Annotated in this window: 13 protein-coding genes and 1 riboswitch; all 13 genes read right to left on the bottom strand. The window is 35.5% G+C overall.

The features are described 5' to 3' along the window. Positions 1-35: 35 nt before the first annotated feature. Positions 36-237: riboswitch (cobalamin riboswitch) on the bottom strand. 116 nt (positions 238-353) lie between these two features. After that, entirely contained in the window at positions 354-1,385 is a 1,032-nt protein-coding gene (locus Gferi_RS22350; RefSeq protein ID WP_169833025.1) for a zinc-binding alcohol dehydrogenase family protein, read from the bottom strand. After that, a complete protein-coding gene (locus Gferi_RS22345; protein ID WP_069980348.1) occupies positions 1,375-2,139 on the bottom strand; it encodes an SDR family NAD(P)-dependent oxidoreductase in 765 nt (254 codons plus the stop codon). Before Gferi_RS22345 ends, Gferi_RS22350 begins: the two co-directional genes overlap by 11 nt. Further along, on the bottom strand, positions 2,139-3,221 hold the full coding sequence (locus Gferi_RS22340) for a mandelate racemase/muconate lactonizing enzyme family protein (protein WP_069980347.1): 1,083 nt from the start codon (positions 3,219-3,221) through the stop codon (positions 2,139-2,141). The genes Gferi_RS22345 and Gferi_RS22340 overlap by 1 nt, the downstream gene beginning before the upstream one ends. Positions 3,222-3,271: 50 nt before the next feature. Next, positions 3,272-4,543, bottom strand: a complete 1,272-nt coding sequence (locus Gferi_RS22335; protein ID WP_069980346.1) for a TRAP transporter large permease — start codon at positions 4,541-4,543, stop codon at positions 3,272-3,274. Then, complete coding sequence (locus Gferi_RS22330; protein ID WP_069980345.1) at positions 4,543-5,022, bottom strand: TRAP transporter small permease; 480 nt, start codon at positions 5,020-5,022, stop codon at positions 4,543-4,545. The genes Gferi_RS22335 and Gferi_RS22330 overlap by 1 nt, the downstream gene beginning before the upstream one ends. Positions 5,023-5,252: 230 nt before the next feature. Next, on the bottom strand, positions 5,253-6,302 hold the full coding sequence (locus Gferi_RS22325) for a sialic acid TRAP transporter substrate-binding protein SiaP (RefSeq protein ID WP_069980344.1): 1,050 nt from the start codon (positions 6,300-6,302) through the stop codon (positions 5,253-5,255). Between the two features lie 76 nt (positions 6,303-6,378). Beyond that, positions 6,379-7,497, bottom strand: coding sequence for an enolase C-terminal domain-like protein (locus Gferi_RS22320; protein ID WP_069980343.1), 1,119 nt, complete (start codon positions 7,495-7,497; stop codon positions 6,379-6,381). Between the two features lie 9 nt (positions 7,498-7,506). Then, entirely contained in the window at positions 7,507-8,172 is a 666-nt protein-coding gene (locus Gferi_RS22315; protein ID WP_069980342.1) for an RraA family protein, read from the bottom strand. A 312-nt stretch (positions 8,173-8,484) separates the two neighbouring features. Then, positions 8,485-8,985, bottom strand: a complete 501-nt coding sequence (locus Gferi_RS22310; RefSeq protein ID WP_069980341.1) for a type 2 periplasmic-binding domain-containing protein — start codon at positions 8,983-8,985, stop codon at positions 8,485-8,487. A gap of 14 nt (positions 8,986-8,999) precedes the next feature. After that, on the bottom strand, positions 9,000-11,297 hold the full coding sequence (locus tag Gferi_RS22305) for a helix-turn-helix domain-containing protein (RefSeq protein WP_069980340.1): 2,298 nt from the start codon (positions 11,295-11,297) through the stop codon (positions 9,000-9,002). Between the two features lie 460 nt (positions 11,298-11,757). Further along, positions 11,758-12,447, bottom strand: coding sequence for a hypothetical protein (locus Gferi_RS22300; RefSeq protein ID WP_069980339.1), 690 nt, complete (start codon positions 12,445-12,447; stop codon positions 11,758-11,760). Between the two features lie 115 nt (positions 12,448-12,562). Then, positions 12,563-13,162, bottom strand: coding sequence for a 30S ribosomal protein S4 (gene rpsD / locus Gferi_RS22295; RefSeq protein WP_069980338.1), 600 nt, complete (start codon positions 13,160-13,162; stop codon positions 12,563-12,565). A gap of 190 nt (positions 13,163-13,352) precedes the next feature. Beyond that, a complete protein-coding gene (locus Gferi_RS22290; protein ID WP_069980337.1) occupies positions 13,353-13,910 on the bottom strand; it encodes a class I SAM-dependent methyltransferase in 558 nt (185 codons plus the stop codon). Positions 13,911-14,162: the final 252 nt, after the last annotated feature.

The following is a 14,162-nucleotide window of genomic DNA, read 5'->3' as shown; positions in this document are numbered from 1 at the left end:
ATCATTCTCAAATGATTACTCTTTCCTAGAGAGTCAACAATCTGTACCAACAAGCAGGTTTCCTGACTCGCGGATCAATGCTCCTTATCTCCTTCCCATCTTCTTATTCCTCCAAGAACAGAAAACAGTGGTTAAATGATAAGTCGCTCCTCGCTTACAGTGGCGGGACCGTTCAGGAATTACACCCGATTCCCTATTATCCTCAAAAGTAGAGGCACTTATTGGAAATATTCACTTAACATGATTATAATTGGATGGATTAGAAAAATCAAGCACAATTTATGAAATGCGTAATCTGCAGCAAAAGTCGTTTATCACAAGGATGCACTTTAGTCTGCCTCCTTTTACAGCGATTATTTCATATATATCATTGCTTTAAATACCTTTGTTCCTTGTTCAATCCATTCTTTAAAAGCTTGTTCTGCTTCGCTAAAATTTGCTCTATGTGTTATAAACTTTTCAGGTTTAATTTTTTTATCTTCAATACATTTTAATACATATTGAAAGTCTTCATAAGTAGCTGCTCTACTGCCTAAAAGTTCAGTTTCTCTTTTGTGGAAAGCCACATCATCTATCTGCAGACTCCCTTTGTAAATCCCTACATAAACCATTCTACCACCAAAAGCCAACATATGAATATTATTTTCCATAGAATGATTATTTCCTGATGTATCAATAATCCGTCTAAAATACTGTCCTTTTGTTAAATCTTTTATCTGCTCGCGGTAATCTTCACTCATTGGATTTAGAGTATGTTCATATTCAAAGTTTTCCCTTACAAAACATAGTCTATCTTCACTTGTATCCGCTATTACCACCTCTGCACCGTATGTTTTTGCTATTTCAGCAACACCTAAACCTATAGGTCCTGCTCCTGCTACTAGAATCTTATCCCCATAGCCGATTTGTGCTCTTTTTACAGCATGTGCACTAATGGCAAAAGGCTCAATCAAAGCAGCTGTCTCTGCATCTATTTTTTCAGGTACTTTAAGAATATAGTCTTTTGGCACAGATAAATATTCAGCCAATCCGCCTTCTATGTGTACTCCATATACGCGAAGATTTTCGCAGCAATTGCCTTTGCCGTGTCTGCAGGCTGCACATTCACGACATGATAAATATGGCATTACAATAACTTTATCCCCTTTTGAAAAGGTGTTCGTTTTATCAGCCGCTACTTTGGCACATATTTCATGGCCAGGTATTTTAGGATAGGTATACAGCGCCTGTTTTCCTAAATAAGCATGAATATCCGAGCCACAAATACTTATTGTTTCAATTTCCAGTAATACATCATTTTTTTCCATTACAGGCGTTGGTACTTCTTTACAAACCAACCGGAAAGGTTTTTCTAAAACCAGAGCTTTCATCCTATTAGTATCCATAACATAACGCCCCTCCATCTACTGCAAAATCTTGTCCAGTAATGTACTTTCCTGCGTTGCTTACGAGGTATAGCACCATGGTTCCAATGTCTTCCGGCTCTCCAAATTTATGAAGCGCCATTCTACTAAGAATTTTTTCTTTTCTGTTATCATCCATAACGCCGATACTCATTTGCGAAGGAATCCAGCCGGGAGCTACTGAGTTCACTAAAATGTTGTCATTTACCCACTCCACTGCCAATCCACGTGTAATGCCTAGTACACCTGCTTTCGTCGAACAATAGGGTACAACTTCTTCAAAACCTAAATGTGCTGCCATTGACGAAATATTAACAATGCGTCCGATATATGAAGATTTTTTTAAATAAGGATACGAAAATTGGCTCATATGGAAAACAGCATCCAAATTCAGGTTATGTATTTTATCCCAATATTCTTTGCTTACATCTCCTGCGCGCCACCGTTTTGTGATCCCTGCATTATTAATTAAAAAATCCAGGCCTTCTTTTTCGCCTATCTCATCTACGATCTTTTTAACCCTTTCATTATCTGTAATATCTACGGGTATTCTTACTATATTAGTGTGCTCTATATCACCTTTCCCTCTTCGGCTCAAATCATAAACTTTAGCTCCGGCATTTGCCAAAACTTGTGCTATACCTTCTCCAATGCCGCTTGAGGCTCCTGTAACAATACCTACCCTTCTTTCCAGTGAAAATAATCTTTCTAATGTATTTGCTGTAGTATTTCTCATTACTTCACCTCATTTAAAAACTCTTCTTTAAATTTAAAACCCCAACCATTTCCTCCTCTCAGATATGCATAGCCGTTTTCGATAATCATGCGATTATCAATGATTTCATCGATCCAGTCAAAGGATTCTGCTCCATAGGCATTAGAAATCGTTGCAAGCAATGGCACATCATAATCCTTATAATAGTGTGGAAGAACCGGAATATTGTTAAGAATGGCTAGTGCAGCAGAATTTCTCCATTCTTCAACACCACCTATTCGTATGATGTCTGGCTGCCATAAGTCTATGGCATTTCTTCGAATAAGCTCTTTTAAGGCTGTACAGTCATATTCTCTTTCTCCCATGGCAAGTGCAACACTTGTTTTGTTTCGGATAATTTCGTAACCCGCAAAATCATCATGAGCAATAGGCTCTTCAAACCAATGAATACCCATATCCGTTGCCCACCTAGAAAGTTTAATGGCAGAAGGTATATCCATTCCTTGATTAGCATCCATCATGATCTTAACATTTGTTCCTACTGCTTCTCTTACTTTCGAAATACGTTGTATATCTCTTTCGATATCTTTTGATCCTACTTTTATCTTCACTGCTTTAAACCCACGCTGTTTATAATCTAATACTTCATTTAGTAATTCTTCATCTGTGTAAGACAACCATCCGCCACTTCCGTATACAGGTATTTTAGTATTGCTCCCCCCAATAATCTTCCATATAGGTTGATTCAGTTCATGTCCCCAAGCATCCCACATTGCAACGTTAAAAGTTGCTGCTGCCCATCTTTGGAGTCCGATGTTTCCAAAGTATTCTGTTTCAATCTCGTAGTTTTGTTTCATCTTTACCGTTTCGTAAATATGATATTGTCTTTCTAACATAAAAGCCTTCAAGTCTTTTAGGGCACCTTCTATCGCCTTAGGAGAATAGTGAAAAGATAGTAAATATCCTTGCCCTTTGATGTCTTTATTGGTTATGAGCTCTACTATATAAAAAGAAATTTCAGAAATATTATGTGTTGCATCTGCGATCGCCCTTGATATCTGAGAAGTTGCCTTATAGATTTTTACATCTTTGATTCTTGTCATATCGAACACCACTTTCCTTTTTCATTTAATAATTTACTTTTATTTGTAAGCTACATTCCTAACAGGCCCGGCAGCATAAGCACAATTTCCGGTACAAAGGTAATAATCATTAATACGATAGATAAAACGATAATGTAGGGCCATATAGCCTTTACAATCTTTTCAAAGGGTACATTGGATACGGCTGAAAGCACATAAAGCACCATCCCTACAGGTGGAGTAAGCAATCCTATCATTAAGTTAAGGATCATAATAATTCCAAAGTGTATGGGATCTATTCCGAATGTTATAACAACAGGCAATAAAACAGGTGTTAATATGGTAATTGCAGATATGGTTTCCATAAACATTCCTACCATTAACAGTAATAAATTGATAAATAACAGTGCTACCACTTGGTTATCAATATTATTAATAAATAAATATGTAATTTTCTGAGGTACTTGCTCAATCGTCAAAATCCATCCAAAAATAGAAGCCCCTGCAACGATAAGCATAACTGATACCGTATTATTTCCCGTTTCTTTTAAAAGTCTTGGAATGTCTTTTAATTTTATTTCCTTGTAAACAAAGCTAAGGACCAACGCATAGGCTACAGCTATAACTGCAGCTTCTGTTGGCGTAAACATTCCTCCTAACATACCCCCAATAATAATTGCTGGTGTAAGAATCGCAAAGAAGGATTTTCTAAATGCCTGTAATATCTCTTTTACCCTAGCTCTTTCAGTCTTTTTATAACCCTTTCTTTTACTTTGAATATACACAAACGCTGACATCATGAGACCCATAAAAAGGCCTGGTACGATTCCTGCTATAAATAATTTACCTACAGATACTCCTGCAATAACTCCAAATAATACAGCAGGTACACTTGGTGGAATAATGGGCCCTATAATAGAGGAAGCCCCTGTTACAGCCAAACTGAAATCTTCGTCATATCCGGCATCCTTCATCGCTTTAAGTTCTATCGCCCCTAGTCCTCCTGTATCGGCAATAGCTGTACCGGACATTCCTGAGAATATGATACTTGCTAATATATTCGCGTGCCCTAGTCCCCCGGTAATATGTCCTACTAATTTATTTGCAAAGCCAAATATTCTTTCAGTAATGCCTCCGCTGTTCATAATACAGCCAGCTAATACAAACAATGGTACCGATAATAGAGTAAATGAATCTCCTATGCTCATTGCAACTCTCTGTATTGCAATAATTGGAGATATGTCATTTATGGTAAGGTAAAACAGTGAACTTATAACCAAACAAAAGGAAACTGGCATACCAGCAACTAACATCAGTGCAAATGAACCTAATAATTCAAGCATTATGCCTCTACTCCCCTCATTTTGCGAAAACTTCTAATATCATTGATAATCATCAATATCATTCTCAAACATCCTATAGAGAAACCTACCGGAACAGCTATAAATACATATCCCATAGGAATAGCCATAGCTGATGATACTACTGCTTGCTGTTGAATCGTTAATTCAATTCCTGAAGGTATCAAATACATAAAAGCTCCGCAGGCTATTATGTTCATGAATATATTCAATATGTCTTTCATTTTTTTAGGCAGCTTGTTTTGAACAATTTCCATGCGAATATGACAATTTTGACGTATGCCATATCCCATTCCAATGAAAGAAACCCACACAAAGGTATATCTTGCTAATTCTTCACTCCATATAAAAGGATAATTAAATATATAGCGCATGAAAACTTGTAATAATAAAATAATGGCAATCAATGCTAAACCACTTATGATAACAAAATCTTCTATCCTATTTAATATTTTTGTCACAACCCATCTCCTCACTTTATTCTATAGATTGAAGGTCATGGCTCCGGTGGAAAGCGATGTGCTCCCATTTTCAACAACCATGACCAGAATTAAATACAAAGATAAATATAAACTGCTTAAAAAGTTACATTATAGAATCAATGCACTTTTTAAAAACTTCTACTGCTGTCTTATTGTCTATAATAAAATACTTCATATTTTTGTAAAATTCTAATTTTCATTATATTGTCCTACTTAGCCAGTTGCATTTTTTCATAGAGTCCTGGAGTCCAATCTTTCTCCAAAACTTCTATAGCTTGCTTAGCTTTTTCTCTAAAACTTTGTATGTCTGACTTTATTATTTTTACGCCGCTGGATTCCATTTCCAATAATTTCTCCTCTTCATATTTAAGTGTGATTTCATCTATCATTGGTAAAATTTCTTTTACCGTATCAATTAAAACCGTTTGATATTCTTCTGGTAATGAACTTAACATCTTCTCTGAAGTAATAAGCGGTGTAAAGCATACAATATGACCTGTCAGATTGATGTATTGCTGCACTTCGTAGAATTTCTGACTATAGATTGTACTTACCGGATTTTCTTGTCCATCCACAACCCCCTGCTGAAGGCCCAAGTAAACTTCTGAAAGTGCCATAGGCGTAGGACGCGCACCTAGCGCTTTAAAGGTTTCTACATAGAGAGGCATGTCAGGAGTTCTCAATTTTTTACCGGTTAAATCACTTGGCGTATTAACTGGAAAGTTGGAAGTAACGTGCCGTGTTCCATAATAGCTTGCTCCAAGTACTCTAATCCCTGTTTCTTTGGATAGTTCATCCCATACTTCTTCTCCAACCTTACCATTAATTACTCTCTTCCCATGTTCATAACCATCAAATAAGAAAGGTGCGTCAAAAACGGAAACAGGTGAATAACGTTTACCCAATTCTCCGGGTCCAACAAAAGCTAAATGGACAAGGCCATTAACAACTGCATCCCCTAGATCTTTTTCATTTCCTAGCTGACCTGCAGGGAAAACCTGGATTTCAAAGTTACCATTTGTTTTTTCGCTGATTCTTTTTGCTAATTCATCAGCACCTATAGCAAAAGGGTGCTCCGGCGATAGTGTATGTCCTAATTTCCATACCACTTTCTGATTGCTTGCCTTTGTACCTTGATCATCAGTTTGCGTATCCGCCGGCGCCTTGGAAGAGCATCCAACAATATTCATAAGCATTATACTCATCAAAGTGACCGCCATTCCCCGCATTATCTTTTGTCTCCATTTTTTTGTTTTCACAGAAATGCCTCCTCTTTATTTATTATTTAAATACATCATTTTCTTCTCTTTTGAATATCCGATTGAAAAGCGAAACCTATCCTTCCAATTTCCTATATGATGCACATTGTCTTTCGATCAGTTCCCAATCTAGTTCTCCACCAACCCCCGGTTTTTCAGGAACCGTAATCATTCCCTGTTCATCAATGGGCAGCTTCCCCTTCATAGGAAGTTGAAAATTAGATTCTGGAACAAAGTATTCAAAATACTCGCAATTTCTGATGGCACATGAGACATGCAAATTCACTAGATCCATATAATTCATGGTGGTAGTATGTATCTCGCATCTTAATCCAAACGCTTCGGCAAGGTGGGCAATTTTCAATGTTCCGGTAATGCCATTTTTCCATGATACATCGGCTCTTACAATATCTGCAGCATTTTGGGCAATAGACTGAGCTACACCCCAATGGCAGCCTCTTGTGGTTTCAGTAGCTGCGATAGGAATATCCACTGCCCTGCACAACTCTTTGTATTTATATAATTCGAAATCTCTAAAGGGCTCTTCCAGCCATAGATAATCTAGCCTCTCAAGCTGTCTTGCTATTTTTATTGCCTCATCTAAACTGTACTCTGCCACTGGATCACTCAGCAAAATATAATCATCCCCTACTGCATCCCGTAATGCTTGGTGCACCTCCATATCCCTTCTCATTGGTCCAGGCGGATGCGCTTTATACGCTCTAATTCCTTTAGATTTATAATATAGTGCTTCCTTTACATATTCTTCTATAGTGTCATGAAAAAGACCACTCGCATACACAGGCAGCTGGTTCCTGTAGGCTCCCAGATACTTATACAATGGCAATCCTGCCGCTTTTGCGGCGATATCCCACAATGCCACATCTACAGGCCCTGTCAGGTATACAGGAAAAAAGCATAGATGCCTATCGATATTCCAAAGTTCCTGCCAAATGGCTTCCCGCTCATAAGGATCTCTTCCTATCAAGATAGGTGCAATATTGTCTTGTAAATATCCCTCGGTTACTACTCCTGACCTGGCAGCTAAAGCTGTAGCGATTCCCTCTATTCCATTATCTGTAGTAATCTTTATAACAACAATATCCCACGGCATTTTACTCCTACCTTGCCGTTTTTCATCAAAAAAACATTGCTCTCTTTTTACCCACCAGGTTTCAAATTTAACGATTCTCATATGTGCCTCCTACAAGATTCCGTATTTTTTAAATGCCTCAGTGCTGGACATGCCATTTTCAATTTCTTTTCTTACCAGCTTTTCGCCTCTCACCTTTTCTAACGCCAATGTAATGACCTCTTCTTCCAATTCCTTTGGAATCACAAGTACCCCATCTAAATCACCGAAAACGATATCTCCAGGATATATCCATACATTTCCTATTTCAATGGGGCATCTATAATTTATAACCTGCGTCCTTACAGAGGAATCCTGCGCGTATCTTCCTATTGAAAAAACCGGCCAGCCTTGTTCTAAAACCATGGGTGTATCCCTATGAAACCCATTAATAACTGCACCTGTCGCTCCTCTCTTTTTTGCAGTAGCAGTTAAAATTTCTCCCCAGTAAGCACAGCGCATTGTTCCACCAGACGCTACATAAATTTCTCCTGGCTGAAGTTGATCTAATGCTTCTGTCAATAACCCAAAAGGTTTCTCTTGTTCACCATACACATCCACCATTAAGGCAGGCATTGCCCTCCCAACAACTACCATATTTTCCTGTATGGGCTGAATCGGTTGAGGCAAAAACCTGTGATATAGCCCCTTCCGATCTAATATATCTCCTACTACCGGTGTATACAGTTCACGCTTCATTAATTCAAAAAGGTCTCTCTCATTTTTCCATTCAATCACTGCTAAACATCCCCTCCTTTAATAATAATCAAACAATTTCTAAATTTTCAAGAGCTGTTATCCTTTTAAAAAGCCGTTTGAAGGATATTAATGCTTTGCAAGAAACACAAGAAATGTTGGCGTGCAGTACTGCAAATCTTGATTCCGTTTACAACACTATACACAAAACTCAAATTGCAGTAAATTAACAATTTTTAACTTAAATTTATTTTAATTTTTTATTAATTTACATAAAAAAAGTGATGAAATAACCGGTTTTATATGTATAAGTTATTTCATCACTTTTTCACCTTTTTATTGCTGCTAATGAAATTAATATATCACCTTACTAATTTCATCCATTATAATTTTTTTATATTCTTCTTGTATACTATCCCAAAACCCTTCATTAATAAGAAGTGTTGTATCCCCCAAAATAACATGTGTTACATCTGCATCGTCGGTGCTTGTTTTTAACAATCCCATTTCTATTGTACCTTTTTCGATTCCCTGTATACAGGTTAAATCTCCTCCTAATTTTTCACTCTCAAATACTTCTACTCTTATAGTCCACTTACTTTTTTTCTCTACTTGAGGTATGAACTTATTTGTTAATCGCATATAGATGTCATCTACTCTAGATGCTGAAACAGCTATTTTCAAGACCAGAGGTTGATTTACCGTTATTTCCTGCCTATCAGTAACATATTTTGTACTGCCAGGCTCAAATTTGCTATTTTTATTGCTTTCAAAATTTATGATTGCAAAACTTGTGATTACAATTACACATAATCCCACTAAATGAATCAGTATCTTATATTTCTTTTCTTCCATAATTTATCATTCCTCTATGCATTTTTATCTCTATACTGTGTAGGCGTTAAATTATTAAATTTCTTAAATGTTCTAAAGAAGCTTTGCATATTATTATAGCCAACTCTAAAACCAATTTCTTTCACAGTCAGTTCTGTATTATCTAACAATTCTCTTGCTTTATCTATCCTTAGTTTATTAATATAGTCTACGTAGCCTACTTTAGTATATTCTTTAAAAATTCTGCTTACATAAGCAAAAGATAAATCCATATAATCAGCTAAGTCATTTAATGAAATGTCTTTGTGAAAATTCTCTTCAATGTATTTTAACATCTGCTCCATCCGTTTTTGTTGTTTTTCAGCTACCCCACTTAAATTATATACTATAATATTATTACATATCTTGGTAACAAGCTGAACCAAATACCGTTTACCTTCCTTTTTTAACAACCTATTTACATCAACAGATTCAAATCCTCCCTCAACCACTTGTGCTGGATCCATTTCACTCTCGATGGCGGTCTGTTCCAGTTCTGTAAAGAGCTTTATAAACATAGGAGCTACTTCTTCATCCTCATATTCATCTTTATTAAAATTTGCCTCTAGTACTTGCAGTAATGTATTAACCTTATTTTGTTCATTGTTGTTTACTTCTTCAATAATTTTGTCAATAATGGAAAGCTCAAACAAATATAATGATTCTTTATTTTCCACCTTATGTTCTCTATCTTTTTCGTAAACCTTACGCTTTAGAGACTTTTTAGCATCTTTATACGACTCTTTAACATCAATAATATTTTTATAGATATTTCCAACGCCTATTGCTATTTTAAACTCAAATTCGGTTAACCCATATTTTATGATATACTCGCAAATATTAATAATATTCTCATTAAACTTCGTTTCTGCTACCAGATGTTCGATACTAATGATAAGGGTATAGGTATCTTCAGCAACCTCAATACACACATTTTGATATCCTAAATTATAGAGTATCTTTTCATTACATTTTATAAATTTATCTTTTATGATATTTTTATCATGCTCCTGTAGTTTATCAAAGTCATCTTTTTTTTCCAAAACAGATAATATAATAACTCCATATGCCTCCTTATAAAAGTCAAGTCCAATTAATTGCAAATTCTCTTTAATCTCTTTTTCAGTATTAATTTTTCCATTTAAAAGACTTAAAAAAAGACTTTCTTTGATAAGCGGTTTTTGCCTTTCCAATGTATCTGTGATGTAGCTATTTTCTTCCATTAGGGCGTCGTAAATTTCATTAAGAAGTTTATAATCATCTTTTTCATATTGTCTATCCCTATCACCGCTAGTCCTTTGTAAAACCATATTTATAAGCTCTTTGATCGGCTTATAGATATGGTTAGTTATAAAAATAGCTATTATAAAACTTATACTTATGCCTAGCAATGTGACAATAATAATGTTATCTCCCAATACAAAATTACTTTGCATAAAACTTTTAAGTGGAATTACCCATACATAATGCCAGTTGTTATATATGGATTTTTTATAAATATATTTTTGATTTCCTCCTTTGTAGCTTTCTGTCAGCGTTCCTTTCCCTCCTTTTAGTATGGTTTCTATAATTGTCTCATTTCCAATAGGTTTATATAAATCATTTCTATTTCCTAAAATAATTGTTCCTTTATTATCTATTACATAAAGTCTGCCGGTTTTATCATTATGTAATTTGCTTACCTTTTCATATAATTTATTCGCATCTATATTGACGATTAATCTTCCTAGATTACTCCAAGATCCATATAGTAAATTGTTCATAAGCGTAATACTATTTGCTTGATTATTGTAACCGTCCCTGACAAAGCGTGTTTCTAGAATCCTTGTTCCTAATAAGATACCCTGACTCTTATCCAGCCAGCTTTTATCATAAAAATCCTCTAAATTGTAAACTCCCCCTACCGACGTAATGACCTTATTTATATGTGTATTATAAATGTAAATAGAAGTAATATGCCCCCTTGATTCCGCAATTGCCTTGAGTTCATTAATAATATCAAAGATATGGTTTTCATTTTTTGTATCAGGATTGATTATCCATTCCACAACCAGCTTATTTGTTGAAAGTTGTTTCATAATTTCCTTTGTATCCTGCAAAATTAAATTATTAATATAGTCTGACTGATTAATCATATTCTCAATCACTTCTGCATTTTGTTTATCATTAATTTGTGTGTATCTATAATATATAAAGTAATTTGCCATTACCATTGGAATTATTGCAAGTGCTGTTATCATTAAGAAAATACGGAAAAATTTTTTGCCAAATCTTTTTTTAAATTTATCTCTCATCCTAAGCATCTTTACTCCTCTCTTCTGCTTCCGTTTCCTTTACATTTGGCTGCTCTACACGAATATTTAAAAACGTTTTCCCATTCTTTAAACGCTTCATTTTAATAAGGTTAGCAGCATGTTATTTTAAGGAATATGTATCCTGCTGTACTCCCTCTCATTTTAACTTTTTGATTTAACCTGTGATTCATCATCTAAAAATATCGCCTCTATATAGATTCAATAATTTCAGAAAATTTCCTTCTTCTGTTCATGTTTTATGAGTTTTCCGTCACCACAAAGATGAGTAGGAGGACAAAGATATTTATGTAATTCTCCTTTTTTTCTCTCGTAAAAAAATCCTCGGCCTTAATAGACTGAGGACTTTGCCATCATTCTTCAATGATTACCCTTTTCCAGAGTGTCAACAAGCTGATTTTATAACAAAACTTACAAGTTTGCTGCATTGTTGAGAATTTTATTAAAACCATATTGGAATTCTGGTATTTAACAGCTCAATAATGTTTTTATTGATAAAAGACTCATCATAGGCATTTTTACATATAAACCTCAGCTGTTCAATAGACATCTCAATTTCTTCTTCAATAACTTCTTCCAATTCGTCTACAGTATTTTCCAAAATAAACGCAACAATTTCCTCACTTTTTTCAAACACTTTAACAAATAATTTTTTCTCAGGTTCCTGATCCCAGGCAGAATTGAACCCATTGCAAAAGGCTTTCAATTTCAGCATTTTTTCAGTCTCATTATATTTCCACATGCTATTTAAATCTTGATAGGCTATCTCCATTTTTATAGCATCACTCTCAATATTCTTGATCTCTTCTTTTTCCATAGATTTTAAGACTTCATCTTTAAGTATATGAAAGGGCGAGAGCGGAATATAAAATCCATCGCTTTCCCGATCGATCCATGTATAGAAGACGGTCGGTAAAAACACATGCTGCAAGAACCCCAGTGCTGTATTTACATCTCCATGGCTGCTCCATCCCGAGCGCAGAAGACCTTTTGGGGTATCCAATATCCCTAGATAGATAATCACAGATTTTCTTGTCAGTCTCTTTTTATCTAAGTTTCCAAACAAAACATCATCTGCATTTCTAATTTTTCTCTCCCAAAAATAGAAATTATTTTTATATTGCCCTTGCATTTTGATCTCCTTAAAAATAACGAATAGTCTAAGTGTTTACAAAGACTATTCGTATAGTTTATTTATTTGACAGCAATCCTTTTTTAAAGATTAGCATCTGCTGCAGCATGCTCCATTATATAACTTTTGAATAGAACTCCACAACAAGGTGGTCGTCTATTTGTATTGGAATCTCTTCTCGATTCGGCAGTCTTTCCAACTTACCTGAAAATTCGGCTTCATTCTTGCTTAGATAAGGCAATGAAGCTGTTGAATTGCTAAGAAAGTTATCTCTAAACATTTCATTATTTCTGGATTTTTCTCTCAGTGAAAGTACATCCCCTACAGAAACCGCATAGGAAGGTATGTCTATTTTCTTTCCATTTACCAAAATATGTCCGTGTACTACCATTTGCCGGGCCTGCCTGATTGAATTGGCAAAGTTTAATCGGTATACCAGATTATCCAGCCTGCATTCAAGCCTGTTAATCAGCGCAGTACCTGTCATTTCATGATCATTGATAGCAGCCTTTACATATCTTCTGAATTGTCTTTCCATCACTTCATAGTAGGCTCTGAGCCTCTGCTTTTCTAAAAGTTGTCTGCCATAAGAAGAAAGCTTTCTTGCCGCTCTTGATTGCCCGCTTCCTTCCCGTTTCATAGCATTAGGATGTCCGCACACGTTCAATCCTAATCTCCTGCATTTCTTAAACCTGGGCCCTCTGATTCTAGCCACGCAAATCATCTCCATAACATAAATTTTTGCCGCGGCAATTTATGCCATTTACATATACTCATTGTACCAGAAATATTTTCAATTGTAAATGATTATCATTATCTTAATGCTGTTAATTTTTCTTCCTCTTTCTTCATCCTTATATCATGAAGCAGAGATATTGTATATGAACTTCTCTATACCTCCTAGTCTACTGTCTTATTAGAAGTACAGAATAACTTCTTCCAATATTAGGCCATTTAGCAATACTAAAGCCTGTTCTTTGTGCTAACATCACCGTATCGCGGAAATCTTTTTCAGTGACATGTCCCTTTGGCTCCGCAATCATCAGTTTGCCTCCAGGCTTCAATACGCCAATGATCTCCGTGAAAAGCCGCTCCTTATCTTTTACCTCGTGAATAACTGCAAAGGCCAGTGCAAAATCCACTGCTCCTTTCATGTCATCTATCCCTAGTGAATCAGGACTACAGGTGCGTGCTTCTATCCTATGATACACGCCTGACTTCTTTGCCTTTTTTACCAAGTTCTCAATCATTCTATCCTGTAAATCTACACAAATCACCCTACCTTGATCGCCTACAAGTCTAGCCATCGGTAAACTGAAAAAGCCCATTGCACATCCAATATCCAGAACCTTCATATTCTGCGATACATACGCATTCAATATTTTATCAGGATCTTGGGTTATCTTCCTAAGGGGGTTCGCCAGCATATATCCCATCCACCATGGGCAAAGCTTATTACTCATTTTTCTTCACCTCCAATCAATCATTCAATATGTTCCTTATACTCAGTGTTATATATTCAATCAATATTTTTTATAGAAAGAAAGCTCAGTCACATATCTATAGTGTACTGGATAATTTTAAAAACTCTTTAAAAGATTTTTAAAAATTATATAAAATTTCACTAATACAAATACAATCTTATGTAATACACCTGGATAAAACAACAGGGAATCTCATAAATAAATATTGGAAACATACCGGCGTCTTGACTT

Origin of the sequence: Geosporobacter ferrireducens (genome assembly GCF_001750685.1) — a bacterium.
Lineage (GTDB): Bacteria > Bacillota > Clostridia > Peptostreptococcales > Thermotaleaceae > Geosporobacter > Geosporobacter ferrireducens.
This window is presented reverse-complemented; position numbering and strand designations above follow the sequence as displayed.

Bases quoted from the DNA above. Each gene is read 5' to 3' on its own strand.
- Gferi_RS22350 (WP_169833025.1), bottom strand. From the start codon at position 1,385: ATGGATACTAATAGGATGAAAGCTCTGGTTTTAGAAAAACCTTTCCGG.
- Gferi_RS22345 (WP_069980348.1), bottom strand. From the start codon at position 2,139: ATGAGAAATACTACAGCAAATACATTAGAAAGATTATTTTCACTGGAA.
- Gferi_RS22340 (WP_069980347.1), bottom strand. From the start codon at position 3,221: ATGACAAGAATCAAAGATGTAAAAATCTATAAGGCAACTTCTCAGATA.
- Gferi_RS22335 (WP_069980346.1), bottom strand. From the start codon at position 4,543: ATGCTTGAATTATTAGGTTCATTTGCACTGATGTTAGTTGCTGGTATG.
- Gferi_RS22320 (WP_069980343.1), bottom strand. From the start codon at position 7,497: ATGAGAATCGTTAAATTTGAAACCTGGTGGGTAAAAAGAGAGCAATGT.
- Gferi_RS22310 (WP_069980341.1), bottom strand. From the start codon at position 8,985: ATGGAAGAAAAGAAATATAAGATACTGATTCATTTAGTGGGATTATGT.
- Gferi_RS22305 (WP_069980340.1), bottom strand. From the start codon at position 11,297: ATGAGAGATAAATTTAAAAAAAGATTTGGCAAAAAATTTTTCCGTATT.
- Gferi_RS22300 (WP_069980339.1), bottom strand. From the start codon at position 12,447: ATGCAAGGGCAATATAAAAATAATTTCTATTTTTGGGAGAGAAAAATT.
- Gferi_RS22290 (WP_069980337.1), bottom strand. From the start codon at position 13,910: ATGAGTAATAAGCTTTGCCCATGGTGGATGGGATATATGCTGGCGAAC.